This window comes from Lichenicoccus sp., from assembly GCF_965277665.1.
Lineage (GTDB): Bacteria > Pseudomonadota > Alphaproteobacteria > Acetobacterales > Acetobacteraceae > Lichenicoccus.
In genome coordinates this window covers 3,448,926-3,467,947 of record NZ_OZ255835.1, presented here as the reverse complement: position 1 = coordinate 3,467,947, position 19,022 = coordinate 3,448,926, and the positions used below count along the sequence as shown (strand labels likewise).

Genomic DNA, 19,022 nt, shown 5'->3' with positions numbered 1-19,022 from the left:
TGGCGCACGCCAGGCCAGGTCGGACACCGCTGAAGGCGGCCCCGGAGCCATCCGGTTCCGGAACCGCCCCGGCTTGTCAGCCGGACTGGTTGTTGTCCTGGCCGCCGCCGTTGCCACCGTCTTCGTCACCGTCTGGCGCCTGCGAGCCGCCTGCGCCGTTCGCGTTCGGGGAGATGGCGACGAACGCGTCCTGGCCGTCGCGCAGGATGCGCAGCGCCACGGTCTGGTCCTGCTGCAGCGCGCTATGCACCGCCTTCGCCGCGTCGGCCGGATTGCTCACAAGGTGGCTGCCGACCCCGAGAATGATGTCGCCCGGCCGGATGCCAGCCTGATCGGCGGCCGAGTTCGGCTGCACGCTATGCACCACCGCGCCATGCACGCTGTCATCAATGCCGAGCTGCTGGCGCAGGTCCGGGGTGAGCGACGCGAGTCCGACGCCGATCGAACCCTGGCTGCCGGGCTGGCCGTTATCGCTGCCCCCGGCGCCGTTGCCATCCTTGCCGAGATTGCCGACATGCACGTCCACGGTCTGGCTGCTGCCGTCGCGCAGGTAGGTCAGCCTGGCCTGGCTGTCGGGCGCCACGCTCGCTACCTTGATGGCCAGATCGCGCGGCGTGCCGACCTTCTCGCCGTTGATCTGGGTGATCACGTCACCCGGCTTGATCCCCGACTTCTCGGCCGGCGAGCCATTGGTGACGTTGGCAACCAGGGCACCGCCGGGCGGCGATCCGAGCGAGGCCGGCAGGTCCAGCCCCTTGGCGATCTGCGGCGTCACCGCCTGCGCCTGCACCCCGAGATAGCCGCGCGTGACCCGTCCGTGCTTCTGCAACTGGGCGATGACGTTGCGGACCACGTCGGACGGGATCGCGAAGCCGATGCCGATCGAGCCGCCGGACGGCGACAGGATGGCGGTGTTGACGCCGACCACCTTGCCGTCCTGCGTGAACAGCGGGCCGCCGGAATTGCCGCGATTGATCGGCGCATCGATCTGCAGGAACGAGTCGTACGGGCCATCGCCGATATCGCGGCCACGCGCCGAGACGATGCCGGCGGTGACCGAGCCACCGAGCCCGTACGGGTTGCCGACCGCGATCACCCACTGGCCGGGCTCGACATCGTCGGAATCGCCGAGCTGGATGAAGGGAAGCTTGCCGCCGGGCTTGACCCGCAGCAGAGCGAGGTCGGTGCGGGCGTCCCGCCCGACGACCTGGGCCGGCAGCACGGTGCCGTCATCCAGCGTCACGCTGACCGAGGTCGCGCCCTTGACCACGTGGTTGTTGGTGACCACGAACCCGTCCGGCGAGATGATGAAGCCCGAACCGCGCGCCTCGATCGTGCGATGCGGATTGCCGTGCTGCATCTGGAACCCGAACGGGAACGGGAACGGCATCTGCTGGCCACCACCGCCGCCGCCGCCCTGGTCCTGGTCGTCGTCCTCGACCGTATCGGCCTTGAGCTGCGAGGTGATCGAGACCACCGCCGGCTTCACCTGCTTCACCAGCGCGGTGAAATCCGGCAGCCGCTGCGACGGCGCCTGCGGCTGGATCGCGCCGGGATGCGCGGCGAGGGCGCTGCTACTCGGACTCTGGGCATGCGCCGTTCCGGTCTCGAAGCGACCGCCGGCGACGCCGGTGAGCATGGTGCCCGCCAGCAGGATGGCGAGCGCCGGCCGCTTCAGGCCAGGTCCACGGGTGCGGCGGCCTTCGGGAGCCGGCGGTAGGCGAGACGGAAAGGATGGCATGGGCGTCCTGATGTTGATTGGGTTTTCGAGACCCTGTTCCTGGAGCGATCCGAATATGGGGTCCGGCGCCACTCCCCACCAATACGCAGCGATGAAACGTTGGTTATTCAAGGCGGGGGTTATCCGCGGCGCGCGGCAAAGAAGCTGCGCAGCAGTGCGGCGCATTCCTGCTCGCGCACGCCACCGATCACCATCGGCCGATGCAGGCAGCGTGGCTGCCTGAACAGGGTCGGTCCGTGCTCGACCGCGCCGCCCTTCGGGTCGTAGGCGCCGAAGATCAGCCGGGCGATGCGGAAGTGCGAGCAGGCCCCGGCGCACATGGCGCACGGCTCCAGCGTCACCACCAGGGTGCAGCCGGCCAGGCGGGAGTTGCCGAGCCGGGATGCCGCTGCCCGCATGGCGATCAGCTCGGCGTGGCCGGAGGCATCGTGCGTCGCCTCCACCGCATTGGCTGCGCGCGCCAGCTCGGTGCCGTCCGGCGCCAGCACGACGGCACCCACCGGCACCTCGCCCCGAGCCGCCGCCGCACGGGCCTCGTCGAGCGCCGCTTGCATGGGCGCCGCTTGCTTGGGCGAAGTAGGGAGGGGCGAAGTAGGGGGGGACGGATCGGACATGCGCGGTTCCTTCGCCCCGTCAGTTCCTCTAGCTAGACGCCATGAAGCAAGGCGGCCAAATCATCCGACCGGTCATCGGCGTCACCCTGGACAGCGAGCAGCCCGCAGCTGCCGGCATCGCGGGCTACTCGCGCTACCCCTGGTATGCCCTGCGCGCCAACTACATGGACAGCCTGGCGCAGGCGGGCGGCCTGCCGATGGCGTTGCCGCATCACGCCGCCCTGGCCGACGCGATGCTCGACCGCATCGATGCCCTGGTGGTCACCGGCGGCGCCTTCGACATCGATCCCAGCCTCTACGGCGACGCGGCCTTGCACGAGACGGTGGTGCTCAAGCAGGACCGCACCGCGGCGGAACTGGCCCTGGTGCGCGGCGCGCTGGCGCGGGACATGCCGGTGCTGGGGATCTGCGGCGGCCAGCAACTGCTCGCGGTGGCGCTCGGCGGCCGGCTGATCCAGCATCTGCCGGACGAGGTGCCGGGCGGCCTGCGGCACGAGCAGCCCAATCCTCGCCACGAGGCGGGGCACGAGATCAGCCTCATTCCGGACACGCTGCTGCGCCGGATCGTCGGCAGCGACACCATGCGGGTGAACTCGGCGCACCACCAGGCGGTGCGCGAGCCCGGCCCGGCCGTGGTCAGCGCGCGGGCCCCGGACGGCATCGTCGAGGCGATCGAGGCTCCGGCATACCGGTTCTGCCTCGGGGTGCAGTGGCACCCGGAATACCTGATCGACCCCGGCGACGCCCTGCTGTTCGCGGCGCTGGTCGAGGCGGCGAGACGGTCATGAGCGAGCCGGACGAGGATGGCGCTGACAGTGCGCACGCGAATGCAGACCGGGGGGAACGGATCGCCAAGTGGCTGGCCCGCGCCGGTGTCGCCAGCCGACGCGACGCCGAGAAGCTGCTGCCGGGCGGCCGAGTGAAGCTGAACAACACCCTCGTCAGCCATCCGGCGAGCTTCGTGCAGCCCGGTGACATCGTGCAGGTCGATGGCCGCGTCATCGATGCGCCCGACCGCGCCCGGCTCTGGCGCTACCACAAGCCGGACGGGCTGGTGACCACGCATCGCGACCCGGAGGGCCGCCCGACGGTGTTCGCGTCCCTGCCGCCCGGGCTGCCGCGGGTGGTCAGCGTCGGCCGCCTCGACCTCGGCAGCGAGGGCCTGCTGCTGCTGACCAATGACGGCTCGCTGGCGCGGCGGCTCGAGCTGCCCTCGAACGGCTGGATCCGCCGCTACCGGGTCCGGGTGTTCGGCATGGTGGACGAGCGCCGCCTTGCCGATCTGGTCCGCGGTTCGGAGATCGACGGCGTGCGCTACGGCCCGATCGAGGCCGGGCTCGACAGCCGCAAGGGCGACAATGCCTGGATCACGGTGGCCCTCCGCGAGGGTCGCAATCGCGAGGTCCGTCGCGTCATGCTCGACCTCAACCTGCATGTCTCGCGGCTGATCCGCACCGCCTACGGGCCGTTCCAGCTCGGCACCCTGGCGCGGCGCGAACTCGAGGAGGTGCAGGGCAAGGTGCTGCGCGAACAGGTGCCCGGGCTGGCACCTGCTCCCAGGCATTGATGGGCTGCGGAAAGAGCCAAGGCCACGAGCTTTGCCCTGGACCCCATCAAAGGCTCGCCTTGAGATCTTCTGATTTAGAGAAGCGGGTTCGGGGCCTCAGGCCCCGGCGGGTCAAGGGCAGAGCCCTTGCCTTACCTTTGTCCGTTGGCCGCTAGATGCGTATCGTTGCCGGCATCTGGCGTGGCCGGACACTGCAAGCGCCGCGCAACAGCACCACCCGGCCGACTGCGGACCGGGTGCGCCAGGCGCTGTTCGACATGCTGGCGCACGCGCCGTGGGCCGAGCCGCTCGAAGGCTGCCATGTACTCGACGCCTTCGCCGGCAGCGGCGCCCTCGGGCTCGAGGCGTTGTCCCGAGGTGCGGAGCGCGCGGTGTTCCTCGAGACGGACCGGAGCGCCCTGGCGGCCTTGCGGTCGAACATCGCGAGCCTCGGCGCCGCGCCCTGCTGCACTGTATTCCCCCGCGACGCGACGGCGCCGCCGCATCCGCCGCCTGATCACGTGCCGTGCAGGCTGGTCTTCCTCGACCCGCCCTACGGTCACGACATGGTCGCGCGCAGCCTGCCGCCGCTGCTGCAGAAGCGGTGGATCACCTCGGACGCGCTGATCGCCGCCGAGACCGGGCGAGAAGACACTCTGCCGGCCACTTCGTTCCTGGCCGAACGCCCGCACGGCGTCGCGCGCGTATCGATCTGGCGCCTGGCGGGCTAGCGACCGACTTTCCTGAACTTCAGGACGAAATTGTCCGCCTCGCCGATCGCCAGATATTTCGCACGGTCGACCTGTCCCAGCGCCAGCACCGGTGGCAGCGTCCACACGCCCTTGGGCCAGTCGGCGGTATCGCGCGTGTTGGCGTCGATCTCCGACGACCCGACCAGCTTGAACCCGGCCTTCTCGATCAGCGCCGTCGCATAGTCCTGCCGCACATAGCCGGTCGCCGCCTTCGGGTCCTGCGGCGTCCTGGTGTTGGCGCGGTGGTCCTCGATCCCCAGGATACCGCCCGGCTTCAGCGCGCGGCGGATCGCCGCCAGCATCTGCGGCGCGTCGCCCGTCGCCATCCAGTTGTGCAGGTTGCGGAAGGTCAGCACGACGTCGGCGCTGTCGGGCGGCGCCAGGTCGGGATGATGCGCGCCGAAGACCGTGAGCTTGACGCGGCCGTACACGTCCGGGTGCTGGTCGAGCATCTGCCTGAACCCCGGCGACAGGGCGAAATAGGCTTCTTCCTTGTCGCCGTCGGGCGCGCCGGTGGCGAGGGTGTAGGCGCCGCGGGCGTGCAGCGCCGGGGCCAGGATCTGCGTCCAGTAGCCACCGCCAGGCCAGATCTCGACCACATTCGATCGCGGCTTCACGCCGAAGAAGGCCAGTTCCGCGGCCGGGTGCCGTGCCCCGTCCCGCGCCCTGAACTTGTCGCTTCGCGTCGGCGCCTCCACCGCACTTTGCAGAAAGCTGTCCGCGGCCAGAGCCGAATTGGCGAGGAACGTCACCGCCCAGGCGCCCAGGACAGCGTGCCGCCGGGACAGCGGCGTCACAGGCTGCACTCGGTCACGATGCGACGCAGGATGCCGGACGCGTCCGGCTGCAGCAGGATGACACGATAGAGCCTGCCGGGCGGCCTGGCCGAAAACAAACCGCTCGGCCCACTCGCCGCGGCGACGGCGACCGCGGGCCCGGCGACGAGCACATCCGGCGGCCCAGGCGCGTGGAGTGCCGTCGGCATGGCAGTGGGAACCAGCATCATCGTTGTCTCCGCGCGGTAAATTGACACGCTATACGGGCCTGTCCCGGTCGATGATGGAGCGCGGATGAGGATTTTGTCACCGAAGAACAAGTCGGGGGGAGAACAGCTCCGCTTCAGGCCGCCTCGCCGGCGACCCAGCCGCTCGCCCAGGCCCACTGGAAATTATAGCCGCCCAGCCAGCCGGTGACGTCGACCGCCTCGCCGATCGCGAACAGGCCGGGCACCTTCTCCGACTGCATGGTGCGCGACGACAGGCTGCGGGTGTCGATGCCGCCGCCCGTCACTTCTGCCTTGGCATAGCCTTCGGTGCCGCTGGGGGTCAGGCGCCACGCGGTGAGCAGGCCGGCGAGCTGCCTCAGCAGCCGGTCCGGGATGTTGCCGATCTCCAGCGCCGGCAGGTGACGCTCGGCGAGCGCCTGCGCCAGCCGGGCCGGCAGCAGCTCGGCGAGCACCGTCCTGGCTTCGGCGCGCGGCCTGGCCCGCTTGCGCTGCAGCAGGAGCCGCGGGGCATCCGGCAGCAGTTCGAGCGCGATCGACTCGCCCTGGCGCCAGTACGACGACACCTGCAGGATCGCCGGGCCCGACAGGCCGCGATGGGTGAACAGCAGCGCCTCGCCGAAGCGGGCGCCGCCGCAGGCCGCCACCACCGGCAGGGAGACGCCGCTGAGCGCGTGCATGATCGCACCGTCGTCGCCGCCGAAGGTGAGCGGCACCAGGGCCGGCCGGATCGGCGTCAGCGCCAGGCCGAACCGGGCTGCCACGTCGTGCGAGAAGCCGGTCGCACCCAGCTTCGGAATCGACAGGCCGCCGGTCGCCAGCACGAGCGAGCTGGACGTCACGCTGCCGGTCCCGGTCTCGATGCGGTAGCGGTCGCCGCGGCTGATATCGGTGACCCGGCAGCCGCAGCGCAGGACAATTCCCGCCGCCGCGCATTCGGCCAGCAGCATCGCCACCACCTGCCGGGCGGAGCCGTCGCAGAATAGTTGTCCGAGGGTCTTCTCGTGCCAGCCGATGGCGTGCCGCTGCAGCAGCGCTACGAAATCCTCCGGCCGGTAGCGCGCCAGCGCCGAGCGCGCGAAATGCGGATTGTCGGAGAGAAAATTGTCCGGCCGCACCTCCCGGTTGGTGAAGTTGCAGCGCCCGCCGCCTGAGATCAGGATTTTCTTCCCGGGCTCGTCGGCATGATCCAGCAGCAGCACCCGACGCCCCCGCCGTCCGGCACTGATCGCGCACATCAATCCGGCGGCCCCGGCGCCCAGGATCACGACGTCGAAGCTCTCCATCATCGTCCCAGGCCACGGCTGGAGGCCAGGCCATGTAGAAAATCTTCCTCATTCATCGGTTGTCGGCCTCTCGATCTTGACCGGCGCCCGGTTAGAGGGATTTATGGAGAAAATCTACACAGCCGCAGCAAGCGGCGCCCTCTGGAGCATAGACGATGATCGAGAACTCCGCATTGTCCCGGCGGCTTCTGCTTGGAGCCGGGCTGGGGGTCGCAGCCGGCCTCGCCGCGCGACCGGCCCCGGCGCAAGGCAAGCCGCTGCTCGCGTACAGCAACAAGAGCCTCGATTATTATTTCTTCGTGGTCCAGCAGGAGGCGGTCAAGCGGGCGGCCGAGGCGCAGGGCTGGTCCTTCCAGGCGGTCAACGCCAACTTCGACAACACGGTGCAGTTGCAGCAATGGGCCAGCCTGCTGCTGCAGAGCCCGATCGCCATGGTCAGCGACCCGATCGACAGCCAGGCCATCGTCAGCGCGATCAAGCGCTTCAACTTCAAGCAGATCCCGGTCGGCATCGTCGATACCCCGGCGACCGGCGGCAAGGTCGCCATCACGGTGGATTTCGACAACCGCCAGGGCGGCGTCATGGCGGCGCAGGCGATCGTCGCGCGTCTGCGCGCAAAGCACGGCTCGCCGAAGGGCAAGGTGCTGAACTGCTACGGCGCCCTGCAGAGCGTCGCGTGGCGCCTGCGCAAGGAGGGCCTGGATGCCGAGTTCGCCAAATATCCCGACATCACGCTGCTCGACCGCCCCACCGAGGGCCTGCTCAACAACATGCTGAGCGTGACGCTCTCCACCCTGTCCGAGCATCCCGACCTGGATGCGGTGCATGCGCCCAGCGACACCCCTTCGCGCGGCATCGTGACGGCGCTGCAGCAGCGCGGGCGATGGAAGAAGCGCGGCGAGGACGGGCACGTGATCTTCGTCAATATCGACGGCGAGCCGATCGCGCTGCAATGGATCCAGCAGGGCTACATGGACGCCGAGATCTCGCAGGATCCGATCGCCTATGCCGAGATCACCGTGGCGATGATCGCGAAATATGCGCGGCACAACCAGCCGGTGCCGCTCGGGCCGTACCGCAACAAGGACTACTACTGGGAGACCGGCACGATCACCGACTCGCCGTCGGGCCCGAGCCTGGTGATCCCGCCCTTCGTCATCGACGAGAAGAACGCGCAGGACCCGCGCCTGTGGGGCAACGTGGCGTATGACAAGTGGGGCATGCACTACTCGTGATGGCAGCACCGCAGACCCAGCCCGAGGCCGCTCCGGCAGAGACGATCCTCCGGATGGATGCCCAGAAGCCGATCCTCCGGATCGATGCCCAGAAGCCGATCCTCCGGATCGAGGGACTCACCAAGATCTATGGTGCGCTCATCGCCCTGCAGGACGTGTCGTTCGACATCCGCCGCGGCGCCATCCACGGCCTGCTGGGAGAGAACGGCGCCGGCAAGTCCACCCTGGTCGGGCTGATCGCCGGCATGCGCACGCCGACCGCAGGACGCATCCTGCTCGACGGCCAGGAGGTGCAGGGGCGCGACGTCAAGGCGATGGAGGAAGCCGGGGTGTTCCTGGTGACCCAGGAACCGATGATCGTCGAGCAGCTCAGCGTCGCCGAGAACCTCATGCTCGGACGCTGGCCGGCGCGCGGCGCCTTCGTCGACTGGCGCCGGCTGCGCGCCCAGGCGCTGCAGATGCTCGAAGGCACCGCGATCGACCCGCGCCGGCTCGCCGGCGATCTCAGCGCCGTCGACCGCCGCAAGCTCAACATCCTGCGCGCCCTGTTCAGCGGCGGCCGGCTGATCATCCTCGACGAGCCGACAGCGGCCTTGACCCTGGACGATCGCGCCGTGTTGTTCGACTTCATGCGCGACCTCAAGCGCCGTGACATCTCGTTCGTGTTCATCTCGCACTATAATGATGAGATCCTGGAAATCTGTGACTCCGTCAGCGTGCTGCGTGACGGTCGCCTCGCCGGCAGCAGCGACGATCTCGCCGGCATGACCACCGAACGGCTGTCCGAGCTGGTGCTCGGCCGCGACCTGCGTCTGTTCCATCGCGCCGGCTCGCCGCGCGGCCACGTCGCGTCGGCACTCTCGGTCACCGGCACGCGGGCGCCCGCCGTCGAGATCGACGAGTTCAGCATCGCTGCCGGAGAGGTGGTGGGCTTCGCCGGCCTGCCCGGCTCGGGCGCCAAGGAGTTCGCGCGGGCGCTGTTCGGCCTCAACCCCGCTCGGTCCGGGACGATGCGCCTGCACGGCGATGCCGCGGCGACGAGGCTGCCGCCGGGGCCGCCGGAGGCGCTGGCACGCGGCATCGCCTACCTGTCGGACGACCGCCGGCGCGACGGGCTGGTGGCGCTGCTGTCCATCAGCGACAACCTCGCGTTGTCCAGCCTGGGCGCGGTCTCGCGCTACGGCTTCATGGATGCGGGCGCCGAGAGCGCCCTGGTGTCGCGCTACTTCGCCGAGATGGGCGTCAAGGCGCCGAACCCGAAGGTCTCGATCGACACACTGAGCGGCGGCAACCAGCAGAAGGTCTGCCTCGGCCGCCTGCTGGCGACACAACCGAAAATCCTGATCCTGGACGAGCCGACCCGTGGCATCGATGTCGGCGTCAAGGAGGACGTGCACCGCACCGTCGATGCGCTCACCGAGACCGGGCTTGCGGTCATCGTAATCACCGCCGATCTGGACGAGATGGCCCGCATCGTCGATCGCGTCTGCATCTTCTCGGAAGGCCGCATCGTGCAGACGCTGCGGGGGGCCGCGATCACCACGCAGCGCCTGCGCGAGGCGGCCTTCGATCGCGGCGCAAGGCAGGACTGACCGGCATGTCGCAGCAGACCGCACGCAATGTCTCGCCCGCGCAGGCCAAGCCATCGCGCCAGGCTCCTGCCCTCGATGTCCGACCCGGCCTGCGCTGGATGCTGCAGAACGTGGTCTGGTTCTGGCTGATCGGGCTGGCCATCATCTTCGGCCTGCTGAACGGTTTCTTCTTCAGCATCGCCAACCTGCAGAACATCCTGATCCAGGCGACGGTGCTGGGATTGCTCGCACTCGCGGTATCGATGCCGCTGCTGGTCGCCGAGATCGACCTGTCGATTGCGAGCAACCTGGGCTTTTCGTCGGTGGTCGGCGCGATGCTGGTGTCCGACGCGCATGTCCCCTGGTGGCTCGGCATGCTCGGCGGCGTCATGGTCGGCACGCTGATCGGCTTCTTCAACGGCATCTGCATCACCCGCCTGCGCATGGTGTCGCTGATCGAGACGCTGGCGATGATGATCATCCTGCAGGGCGCGCTGCTCGCCATCTCGCATGGCAAGACGATCACCGACATGCCAGACCAGTACAACTGGATCGGCCAGGTGAGCGTGCTCGGCTGGCCGCTGATGCCGGTGATTTTCCTAGCAGCCCTGATCGGCGGCGTGGTGTTCCTGCGCCTGACCACGCTGGGACGCAGCGTCTATGCGGTCGGCGGCAACGCCGTGGCTGCGGCGAGTGCCGGCATACGCGTCAACCGCATCAAGATCCTCGCCTTCACCATGTCGGGCTTCCTGGCCGCCATCGCCGGCTACCTGCTGGCGGCCTGGCAGATGGCGATCACCTCCAACCAGGGCAACGGCTTCCTGCTCTATGCGATCGCGGCCCCGATCATCGGCGGCGTCAGCGTGTTCGGCGGCCGCGGCCATGTCCCCGGCATCCTCGGCGGCGTGCTGCTGCTCACCGTGATCCATGTCGGGCTGTCGATCGTCAACGTGCCGTCGTTCTATGTCGACATGATCGGCGGCCTCGCCATATTCGTGGCCGTGGCGATCGACGCCATGCGTGTCCGCATGTCCAGCCCACGCTGATCGCCCCACGCTGAGTGCCGGAGACATCATGACACCGCTCGACATCCTTCCGCGCGATTACCCGAGCGCCAGCCTGCTCGGGCGCGTTTTCGATCCGGCGCTCGGCGGCCCGTGCCTGGTGCAGCTGCGCCACGACCGGCTGGTCGATGTCACCGCCGCCGGACCCACGGTATCAGCCCTGCTGGAGCATGCCGATCCGATCGCCGCGATCGCTGCGATCCCGGACGCGCGCGCGTTTGCGCTGGCTGAAATCATCGCCGACAGCCTCGCACACCGTGCCGATCGGCCGCATCTGCTGGCGCCGTGCGACCTGCAGGCGGTAAAGGCCTGCGGCGTCACCTTTGCCCGCTCCATGCTCGAGCGCGTCATCGAGGAGCGCGCCAAGGGCGACTACCGCGAGGCGGCCGCCATACGCGACAAGGTGAGTGTCGCAATCGGCGGGGCACTGGGCGACGTCAAGGCGGGGTCCGCGGCAGCCGCCCGGGTCAAGCAGGTGCTGATCGAAGGCGGCTACTGGTCGCAATATCTGGAAGTCGGCATCGGGCCGGACGCCGAGGTGTTCACCAAGGCGCCGGTGCTGTCCTCGGTCGGGCTCGGCGCCGAGATCGGCGTGTTGCGCGCCTCGTCGTGGAACAATCCCGAACCCGAACTGGTGCTGGCGGTGAATTCGCGCGGTGCGGTGCGCGGCGCGACCCTCGGCAACGACGTCAATTTGCGCGACATCGAGGGCCGCAGCGCCCTGCTGCTCGGCAAGGCCAAGGACAACAACGCGTCCTGCGCACTCGGCCCGTTCATCCGGCTGTTCGATGCAGGGTTCGGCATCGAGGACGTGCGCGGCCTCGAGCTGGAGCTGACCGTCACCGGCCGCGACGACAACTACGTGCTGCGTGGCAGCAGCTCGATGCGCGAGATCAGCCGCGATCCGCTCGACCTCGTGGCGCAGTCGCTCGGACGGCATCACCAGTATCCGGACGGCATGGTGCTGTTCCTCGGCACGCTGTTCGCGCCGACGCAGGATCGCGACCATCCCGGCCAGGGTTTTACGCATAAGCCGGGCGACGTCGTCGAGATCGCGGCAGGCCGGCTCGGGCGGCTGGTCAACGTGGTGACCTACAGCGACGAGGCGCCACCCTGGCAGTTCGGCATCGGCGCGCTTATGCGCAACCTCGCGGCCCGCGGGCTGCTCGCAGGATGAGTGCCAGCGTGTCGCAGCCGCCGGTGTTCCTGATCGACGGCGCCTGGTCCTCGGACGGCGCCGCCGATTGGTTCACCCTCTCCAACCCGGCCAACGGACAGCCCATCGCGCGCATCGCGGTCGCCGACGCGGCTGTCGTGGATCGCGCGGTGCAGGCGGCACGCCGCGCATTTCCGGCGTGGCGCGATTTCGGCCCATACAAGCGCGCCGACCTGCTGCGCGAGCTGGCCCTGATCGTCGACGAGCGGCGCGACGGTATTGCGCGCGCGGTGACGCGCGAACAGGGCAAGCCGCTCGACGAGGCGCGTGGCGAGGTCAGCAAGGTCGCGCGCACCTTCGAATACTATGCCGCCGAGGCGGTGCGCGTGTTCGGCCAGACCATCCCGAACGAGGATCCGGGCTTTCTCAGCCTGGTCGAGAAGGAGCCGATCGGCGTCGCCGCCGCGATTGCGCCCTGGAACTATCCGGTCGAGCTGATCGGCTGGAAACTCGGCGGCGCGCTGGCGGCGGGTTGCACGCTGGTGGTGAAGCCGTCGGAATATTCGCCGCTCTCGGCGGTCGCGCTGCTCGACTGCGTTCTCGCCGCCGGTTTTCCGCCCGGCGTCGTCAACCTGGTGCAGGGCGCGGGCAAGACCGGTGCGGCGCTGGTGTCGCATCCGGGGATCGACAAGATCGCCTTTACCGGCTCGGCCAGTGTCGGCGAGACTATCTTCCGCACCATGGGCGGCATCAAGTCGGTGTCATTGGAACTCGGCGGCAACTGCCCGATGGTGGTGGCGTCCAGTGCCGATGTCGATGCTGCCGTCAAGGGCGCGCTGCGACGCGGGTTTCGCAACATGGGGCAGATCTGCATCGCGGTGAACCGGATCTACGTGCACCGCTCGCTGCATCAGCGCTTCGTGCAGCAGCTGGTGCACGCCGCCGAGAGGCTCACCATCGCCGACGGGCTGGAGCGGCCCAGCGCCGATCTCGGCCCGATGACCAATGCCGACGGCATCGCCAAGGTCGAGCGCCATGTCGCCGACGCGCTGGATCGCGGCGCCGCGCTGCTGTGCGGCGGCGGCCCTCCGGCCGGCATGCAGCAGGGGCATTTCTATGCGCCCACGGTGTTCGACAACTGCACGCCCGACATGCTGGTGATGAGCGAGGAGACGTTCGGCCCAGTGCTCGGCGTTTGTGCGTTCGACAGCATCGACGAGGTGATCGGGCTCGCCAATGCCGGGCCGTATGGTCTCGCCGCCTACGTGTACGCGCGCGACGTTGCCGAGATCTTCGGCCTGACCCGGGCGCTCTGCTTCGGCAGCATCGCGGTCAACACGGTCGATGCCGGCATCATGAACGCACCCTATGGCGGCCGCAAGCAGAGCGGCATCGGCTACGAGCATGGTCGCGAGGGCATGGAAGGCTATCTCGCGATCAAGCACGTCCGGCTGAAGCACGGGGCATAGCGTGACGCGCTGCCTGGTCGGGCTCGATCTCGGCACCTCGGCGTGCAAGGCGCTGGCGATCGACGGCGAGGGCCGGGTGCTGGCGCGCGCCGCCGCCGGATATCCGATGGCGACGCCGCGTCCGGGCTGGGCCGAGCAGGCGCCGGCGGACTGGTGGGATGGCGCCGACCGCGCCATGCAGTCTGTGGTGCGGGCGCTGCCGGCCGGCTGCGAGGTCGCAGCCATCGGGCTCTCCGGCCAGATGCACGGGCTGGTGGCACTCGATGACGCGGGCCGCGTGCTGCGCCCCGCCATGCTCTGGTGCGACAACCGCACCGGACCCCAGTGCGACCGTATCACCGAGCGCGTCGGCGGCCTCGATGCGCTGCTGGGGCTGACCCGCAACCGCATGCTGCCGGGCTTCACCGGCGGCAAGCTGCTGTGGATGCAGCAGCACGAGCCGGCGCTGTTCGAGGCCATGCGGCGCTTCCTGCTGCCCAAGGACTATCTGCGCCTGCTGATGACCGGCGAGCACGCAACGGACGTGTCGGACGCGTCCGGCACCGGCCTGTTCGACGTCGCCGCGCGCTGCTGGTCGCAGCCGATGCTGGGCGTGGTCGGCCTGTTGGCCAGCCAGGTGCCGCACGCGCTGGAAAGCCACGAAATCTCGGGCCGCCTGCGTGCCGATATCGCCGAACGCTGGGGCCTGCCTGCTGGCGTGCCCGTCGTCGCCGGCGGCGGTGACTCCGTGATCCAGACCACCTCGATGGGGGTGATCGCCAGCGGCACCGTCGGCGTCACCATCGGCACCGCGGGACTGGTCGGCGCCGCCGCGCCCCATTGCCCGGAGAACCAGGGCGGCCTGCTCCAGGTCTCCTGCGGCAACGCGCCCGGCCTGTGGCACGTGATGGGGGTCACGTTGAACGGCGGCGGCGCCTTTGCGTGGCTGCGCGACGCGCTGCGGCCGCTGCCGGATGCCGCCGCCGGCTTCGACGAGTTGATCCGGTTGGCCGAGGCGATCGAGCCCGGCGCCGGCGGCCTGCTGTTCCTGCCGTCGCTGCTCGGCGAGCGCTGCCCGGTGGTGGCGCCGGAGGCACGGGGCGCCTGGGTCGGGCTGACGCAGGGCCACGATGTCCGCCACATGACACGCGCCGTGCTGGAGGGCGTCCTGCTCAACCTGCGCTCGATCCTGGAGCTGGTGCGCCGGTCCGGGTCGGCGTTCGACACGGTGCGCGCGTCAGGCGGCGCGGTGGTCTCGCCGGCCTGGCTGCAACTGCTCGCGGACGTCACCGGCCACGCGGTGTCCACGGTGACCGGAGCGGCCGAGGGCGGCGCCTATTGCGCGGCGCTGCTCGCGGGCATCGGCGCCGGGCACTGGCGGGACCTGCACGAGGCCGTCGGCGTCATCGAGGAATGCGAAACCGTGCCACCCCGTCCGGACGCCGCCCGCACCTACGACCGGCTGCACCCGATCTTTGCCACGCTGCATGAGCGCCTGCACCGCAGCATGCAGGACCTGGCCACGCTCAAGGCAGGCGCGCGCGCATGAGGGCGGTCATCTTCGACCTCGACGGCACGCTGGTCGACAGCGCACCCGATATCGCCTGGGCCATCAACCGCATGCTCGCGGTGCGCGGCCTGCCGGCGCAGGAGGTGCGCGCGATCGAGCGCCTGACCGGCGAAGGCGCGCATGCGCTGGTTGCCAAGCTGTATGAGCATCTCGGCCACGTCGTCGATCACGGCCGCGTGGTGCGCGACACCGCGATCTACCTCGCCTATTACCGGCAACGTCCGGCGGAGGAATCCACCCTCTACGCGGATGCGGCAGCGACCGTGCCGGCGCTGCATGCCGCCGGCCTGGGCCTCGCGGTCTGCACCAACAAGGCGCAGTCGCTGGCCGAGGCGGTGCTGCGGCATTTCGGCATCGCCCACCTGTTCGACATCGTCGTCGGCTCGGACACCACGCCGCACCGCAAGCCGCATCCGGCCCCGTTGCAGCACGCCCTCGCGCATCTCGGGGTGGCGGCCGGCGACGCGCTGTTCATCGGCGACACCGTCATCGATCGTGACACGGCGCTGGCCGCCGGCATCGATTTTCGCGTCGTCGGCTGGGGCAACGGACCGCTCGTGCAGGTTTCCGCCGCGCAACGGCTGCAGCGCTTCGCCGACCTGCTGCCGCAAGCCGGTCCTGACTGAATGGGCCACATGCTGACGCTGGTCGCCCAGGCGCGCGACGGCCTGAGCAATGCCGAGATGCGGCTGGCCGAGATCGTGCTGACGCGCCCCGAGGACGTCATCACCATGAGCATGACCGACCTCAAGGGCTTCGCCTCGGTCAGCGACCCGACCATCGTCAGGTTCTGCCGCCGCTTCGGCTGCACCGGCTATCCCGACTTCAAGGTCCGGCTGGCCCAGGGCCTGGCGCCGAAACCGCCCTTCACCCACCAGGCGATCACCGGCAGCGACAGCGTCGCCGCGTCCGCCACCAAGCTGCTGGAGAACTCGATCAACGCGATCCGGCGCTTCGGCGAGGATCTCGACCCGGCCGCGATCGAGGCCGCTGCCGACCGCCTGCTGGCCGCCAAGAACAGTTTCTTGTTCGCCCTCGGGCTGTCCGAGACCGTCGCCTTCGACGCCGAGCACAAGCTGTTCCGGCTCGGGGTGCATTGCCGTCTGGTGCTCGACGCGCACCGGCAGACGCTGATCGCGCCGACGCTGCGGCCTGATGAGGCGGTGATGTTCTTCTCGCACTCGGGCGCGACGCGCACCCTTGTTGCCGCCGCCGCCGCCGCGCACGCCCACGGCACCGCGACGATCGCGCTGACCGCGCCCGGCTCGCGGCTCGCGCGGCTGTGCGACGTGGTGATCGGCCTGCCGCGCTACGAGGATAGCGAGCTGTACACGCCGCTCACCGCGCGGATAAACCATTTCCTGGTGGTCAACATGCTGGTGGTCGCCATCGGTCTGAAGCAAGGCCGCGCCATGCCGGACAACCTCGCGGCGCTGGAGCCGTGGCTCACCGAGAAATTCGTCGACTGAACAGGGAGAGTTCACCATGCAGCCGGAACAGCCCCAGGACCACGCCAAGCTCGCCGCCGGGCGCCGCGCGATCGAGACCTACCTGCAGGACGGCATGCGGATCGGCCTCGGCTCCGGCACCACGTCGCACTGGTTCGTGCGCGCCCTGGGCGAGAAGGTGAAGCAGGGCTTCGACATCGCCGGCGTGCCGACCTCGACCGCAACCCGCGATCTCGCGCTGGAAGTCGGCGTGCCGCTGCTCGACCTCAACGACATCACCGAGCTCGATTTCACCATCGACGGCGCCGACGAGATCGACCATGCCGGCCGGATGATCAAGGGCGGCGGCGCCTGCCTGCTGTGGGAGAAGATGGTCGCGCGAGCCTCTAAGCGCATGGTCGCGGTGGTGGATGACAAGAAGGTCGTGGACACGCTCGGCGCGTTCCCGGTGCCGGTCGAGGTGATCCGCTTCGGCTGGCGCAGCACCGAACGCGAGCTACGAAAACTGTTCACCGAGTTCGGCTACAGGGATTTGCGCATCGCACTCCGCGGTGGTGCCGAGGAGCCGATCCGCACCGATAGCGGGCACTATATTCTCGACTGTCACCTACAGCGCATCACCGATCCCGACCGCCTCGCGCCGCGCTTCAACGAAATCCCCGGCGTGGCCGAACACGGGTTGTTCGTGGGCATCGCCGACGAGATGGTCATCGGCCACGCCGACGGCAGCGGTGAGGTAATCCGGCTGCGGTGAAAGGGGCCCCGATTCAATCACGGCTCAGGCTTGAGACCTCGCATCAGAGCATCGCAGGCTGCTTTTGGCCGATGGTGATTTTCATCACCATTGGCGCACAGGCTGCTCGCATTGCGGCGGATCACATCATTGGCAGGTTCCTTGGGCAACGCCGCCAGAAGATCCCGCGCGCAATGTCCGTGATCACGCAGGTCTATGTCCACGCTGTGAATCAGGAGCTGGATAGGAACCCACCATTCATATACACCAGGGCCATCAACCCGGAACCTCGAGATCAGCTTCGCACCCGTCGCACAGAGCGGGACGCGTGAGCAAGACCTGGTCCAGGCGGCGCCCCGCAATATGCGGACGTTTCCCAAGAAAGAGACTGGCAACGCCATTGGCGTCGCCGTCCTGGAATTTTTCAATGTCGACCAGCTCATTGATTAAAATAATGGCTTTGCAGGCTGGGCTCTCGCAGTGCGTCGAGCGTGCACGAGCAGCTGCCGAGGCCACGTCTTCACTCGTCGGTAGAGTGTCATCCGGGTTCCACTCGTGTACTGGAGCCGCGGCCGCCATCGGTCCAGTGGTGCCGCCATAACAGACCGCTGCGTAGAGAAGAACGAGAGCTTTATTCATAGTCGAAAGAACTTGAAGTCTTTGTCCTGTATGCCGGGAATGCGAATGGGCGAGACATTCTTTGCCCAGCCAGGACGGTAATTCTCCACCGGCTGGCCATTCCTGCCTACTACGCCAGGAACGCTTTCCAACCCCCCGAGCACGTCGACGTTAGAAGAAGGTCTGTCCCCTCTTTTTGGCATAGCGCGCGGCGAGTAGAAGTGAGTGGCGCCCTGGCTGATATCGAGAGCGCAGCCGCTGAGGATGTCGTCGGCGAGCTGAAGGCTTGTGAGCGTCGACATGGAACTGTGGGAGTAATTGCCATGGGCCAAAACCGAGGATACTTGGGTAAAGCTGTGCTTCTTCATGCGGTTTACAGCTGTCCAGGCAACCGTTTTTTGTGAAGTCTCGTTCTCGCCACGAGCTTCGGAGGCGACAATACGAGCAAGAACTTCAATATTCTCTTGCAGCAGCAGATCGTCAGATGCTCTGGCACTCTGGTCGTTCGGCAGAGGCGGCGTCGGCGTGGCTCCCGTTGACGACGTTCCGCTCAGGTTACTATGTCTCAAGCCTCCGGCGACTTCGGTCTGGTCCCTCCGGATGTCTTGCGCCATCCTGGCGCCCTGTTCCAGGAACGCGCCATGAGCATGAACCTCGCCCCCTTGTCAGTCGCCGCAGTCGCAGCCACCGGACGTCGCTACAACCCGACCGCGCAGGCGCTGCACTGGGTCTCGGCCCTGCTGATGTTCATCGTGATCCCGCTCGCCTGGGTGATGGTGGCGCTGCCGAAGGACGCGGCCTCGCGGGAAACCTACTACATGCTGCACAAGTCGGTCGGCCTGACGATCCTGGTGATCGTCGCCGTCCGCCTGGCATGGCGTGCGGCCCATCCGGCGCCCCCGTCGCCGTCGAGCCTGGCGCCCTGGGAGCATGCAGCCGGCCGCCTCTCGCACTGGCTGCTCTACCTGATCCTCGTCGGCATGCCGTTCAGCGGCTACGTGATGTCGGCCGCCGGCGGTCATGCGGTAACGTTCTTCGGCCTGTTCCCGCTGCCCGGACTGCCGCACAACAAGGCCGTCTCGTCAGACGCGCATTGGGTCCATGTCGCCATCGGGCAGTGGGCGGTCTATGCGCTCATCGTGCTGCATCTGCTCGCCACCGTCTGGCACGTTGCGGTCAGGCGCGACGCCGTGCTCGGCCGGATGCTGCCGCCAACGGAACACGATTCCGTCTGAGC

At 68.6% G+C, this 19,022-nt stretch carries 21 protein-coding genes; 13 read left to right on the top strand and 8 right to left on the bottom strand.

Annotated features, from left to right (window positions below; genetic code table 11):
* Positions 1-76: 76 nt before the first annotated feature.
* Together ACQY4O_RS16240 and ACQY4O_RS16235 are read right to left on the bottom strand one after the other, a co-directional pair.
* Entirely contained in the window at positions 77-1,639 is a 1,563-nt protein-coding gene (locus tag ACQY4O_RS16240) for a Do family serine endopeptidase (protein ID WP_428378226.1), read from the bottom strand.
* A gap of 221 nt (positions 1,640-1,860) precedes the next feature.
* The gene (locus tag ACQY4O_RS16235) at positions 1,861-2,295 is read right to left on the bottom strand and encodes a nucleoside deaminase (protein ID WP_428377380.1); all 435 of its coding nucleotides are present in this window, start codon (positions 2,293-2,295) and stop codon (positions 1,861-1,863) included.
* Positions 2,296-2,396: 101 nt separating this feature from the next.
* Between ACQY4O_RS16235 and ACQY4O_RS16230 the strand changes: the two genes are divergently transcribed.
* From ACQY4O_RS16230 to rsmD, 3 genes are all read left to right on the top strand, one after another.
* Positions 2,397-3,143 carry a gamma-glutamyl-gamma-aminobutyrate hydrolase family protein gene (locus ACQY4O_RS16230; RefSeq protein WP_428377379.1) on the top strand — a complete coding sequence of 249 codons (747 nt, stop codon included), beginning with the start codon at positions 2,397-2,399 and terminating at the stop codon, positions 3,141-3,143.
* Positions 3,140-3,922 (top strand): pseudouridine synthase, encoded by a 783-nt coding sequence (locus tag ACQY4O_RS16225; RefSeq protein WP_428377378.1) that lies wholly within the window; start codon positions 3,140-3,142, stop codon positions 3,920-3,922. Before ACQY4O_RS16230 ends, ACQY4O_RS16225 begins: the two co-directional genes overlap by 4 nt.
* A 155-nt stretch (positions 3,923-4,077) precedes the next feature.
* Entirely contained in the window at positions 4,078-4,632 is a 555-nt protein-coding gene (gene rsmD / locus ACQY4O_RS16220) for a 16S rRNA (guanine(966)-N(2))-methyltransferase RsmD (protein WP_428377377.1), read from the top strand.
* On the opposite strand, the gene ACQY4O_RS16215 is transcribed toward rsmD, so the two are convergent.
* The 3 genes from ACQY4O_RS16215 to ACQY4O_RS16205 all read right to left on the bottom strand — a co-directional run bounded on the left by ACQY4O_RS16215 (position 4,629) and on the right by ACQY4O_RS16205 (position 6,942).
* Positions 4,629-5,450, bottom strand: a complete 822-nt coding sequence (locus ACQY4O_RS16215; RefSeq protein ID WP_428377376.1) for a class I SAM-dependent methyltransferase — start codon at positions 5,448-5,450, stop codon at positions 4,629-4,631. The two genes, rsmD and ACQY4O_RS16215, sit on opposite strands and share 4 nt — an antisense overlap.
* Positions 5,447-5,659, bottom strand: a complete 213-nt coding sequence (locus tag ACQY4O_RS16210) for a hypothetical protein (protein ID WP_428377375.1) — start codon at positions 5,657-5,659, stop codon at positions 5,447-5,449. Before ACQY4O_RS16210 ends, ACQY4O_RS16215 begins: the two co-directional genes overlap by 4 nt.
* A 113-nt stretch (positions 5,660-5,772) precedes the next feature.
* Positions 5,773-6,942 carry an NAD(P)/FAD-dependent oxidoreductase gene (locus tag ACQY4O_RS16205; protein WP_428378225.1) on the bottom strand — a complete coding sequence of 390 codons (1,170 nt, stop codon included), beginning with the start codon at positions 6,940-6,942 and terminating at the stop codon, positions 5,773-5,775.
* Between the two features lie 155 nt (positions 6,943-7,097).
* Here ACQY4O_RS16205 and ACQY4O_RS16200 point away from each other — a divergent pair, with 155 nt between their 5' ends.
* From ACQY4O_RS16200 to rpiA, 9 genes are read left to right on the top strand one after another with little or no spacing between them, the layout of a single operon-like run.
* Positions 7,098-8,177 carry a sugar ABC transporter substrate-binding protein gene (locus ACQY4O_RS16200; protein ID WP_428377374.1) on the top strand — a complete coding sequence of 360 codons (1,080 nt, stop codon included), beginning with the start codon at positions 7,098-7,100 and terminating at the stop codon, positions 8,175-8,177.
* Positions 8,177-9,769, top strand: coding sequence for a sugar ABC transporter ATP-binding protein (locus tag ACQY4O_RS16195; protein ID WP_428377373.1), 1,593 nt, complete (start codon positions 8,177-8,179; stop codon positions 9,767-9,769). The genes ACQY4O_RS16200 and ACQY4O_RS16195 overlap by 1 nt, the downstream gene beginning before the upstream one ends.
* 5 nt (positions 9,770-9,774) lie before the next feature.
* Positions 9,775-10,794 carry an ABC transporter permease gene (locus tag ACQY4O_RS16190; protein ID WP_428377372.1) on the top strand — a complete coding sequence of 340 codons (1,020 nt, stop codon included), beginning with the start codon at positions 9,775-9,777 and terminating at the stop codon, positions 10,792-10,794.
* Positions 10,795-10,822: 28 nt separating this feature from the next.
* Positions 10,823-11,989, top strand: a complete 1,167-nt coding sequence (locus tag ACQY4O_RS16185) for a fumarylacetoacetate hydrolase family protein (protein ID WP_428377371.1) — start codon at positions 10,823-10,825, stop codon at positions 11,987-11,989.
* Complete coding sequence (locus tag ACQY4O_RS16180; RefSeq protein ID WP_428377370.1) at positions 11,986-13,437, top strand: aldehyde dehydrogenase family protein; 1,452 nt, start codon at positions 11,986-11,988, stop codon at positions 13,435-13,437. Before ACQY4O_RS16185 ends, ACQY4O_RS16180 begins: the two co-directional genes overlap by 4 nt.
* Before the next feature lies 1 nt (position 13,438).
* Positions 13,439-14,965, top strand: a complete 1,527-nt coding sequence (xylB, locus tag ACQY4O_RS16175; protein WP_428377369.1) for a xylulokinase — start codon at positions 13,439-13,441, stop codon at positions 14,963-14,965.
* A complete protein-coding gene (locus tag ACQY4O_RS16170; RefSeq protein ID WP_428377368.1) occupies positions 14,962-15,612 on the top strand; it encodes an HAD-IA family hydrolase in 651 nt (216 codons plus the stop codon). The genes xylB and ACQY4O_RS16170 overlap by 4 nt, the downstream gene beginning before the upstream one ends.
* A gap of 9 nt (positions 15,613-15,621) precedes the next feature.
* The gene (locus ACQY4O_RS16165) at positions 15,622-16,455 is read left to right on the top strand and encodes a MurR/RpiR family transcriptional regulator (RefSeq protein ID WP_428377367.1); all 834 of its coding nucleotides are present in this window, start codon (positions 15,622-15,624) and stop codon (positions 16,453-16,455) included.
* 16 nt (positions 16,456-16,471) lie between these two features.
* A complete protein-coding gene (rpiA, locus tag ACQY4O_RS16160) occupies positions 16,472-17,188 on the top strand; it encodes a ribose-5-phosphate isomerase RpiA (protein ID WP_428377366.1) in 717 nt (238 codons plus the stop codon).
* A 17-nt stretch (positions 17,189-17,205) separates the two neighbouring features.
* Here rpiA and ACQY4O_RS16155 read toward each other — a convergent pair whose 3' ends face one another.
* The 3 genes from ACQY4O_RS16155 to ACQY4O_RS16145 are packed head-to-tail and all read right to left on the bottom strand — an operon-like array spanning position 17,206 to position 18,399.
* A complete protein-coding gene (locus ACQY4O_RS16155) occupies positions 17,206-17,391 on the bottom strand; it encodes a hypothetical protein (RefSeq protein ID WP_428377365.1) in 186 nt (61 codons plus the stop codon).
* A gap of 52 nt (positions 17,392-17,443) precedes the next feature.
* On the bottom strand, positions 17,444-17,806 hold the full coding sequence (locus ACQY4O_RS16150) for a hypothetical protein (protein WP_428377364.1): 363 nt from the start codon (positions 17,804-17,806) through the stop codon (positions 17,444-17,446).
* Positions 17,803-18,399, bottom strand: coding sequence for a hypothetical protein (locus ACQY4O_RS16145; RefSeq protein ID WP_428377363.1), 597 nt, complete (start codon positions 18,397-18,399; stop codon positions 17,803-17,805). Before ACQY4O_RS16145 ends, ACQY4O_RS16150 begins: the two co-directional genes overlap by 4 nt.
* A 27-nt stretch (positions 18,400-18,426) precedes the next feature.
* On the opposite strand from ACQY4O_RS16145, the gene ACQY4O_RS16140 reads away from it, so the two are divergent.
* Positions 18,427-19,020 carry a cytochrome b gene (locus tag ACQY4O_RS16140; protein WP_428377362.1) on the top strand — a complete coding sequence of 198 codons (594 nt, stop codon included), beginning with the start codon at positions 18,427-18,429 and terminating at the stop codon, positions 19,018-19,020.
* Positions 19,021-19,022 lie beyond the last annotated feature (2 nt).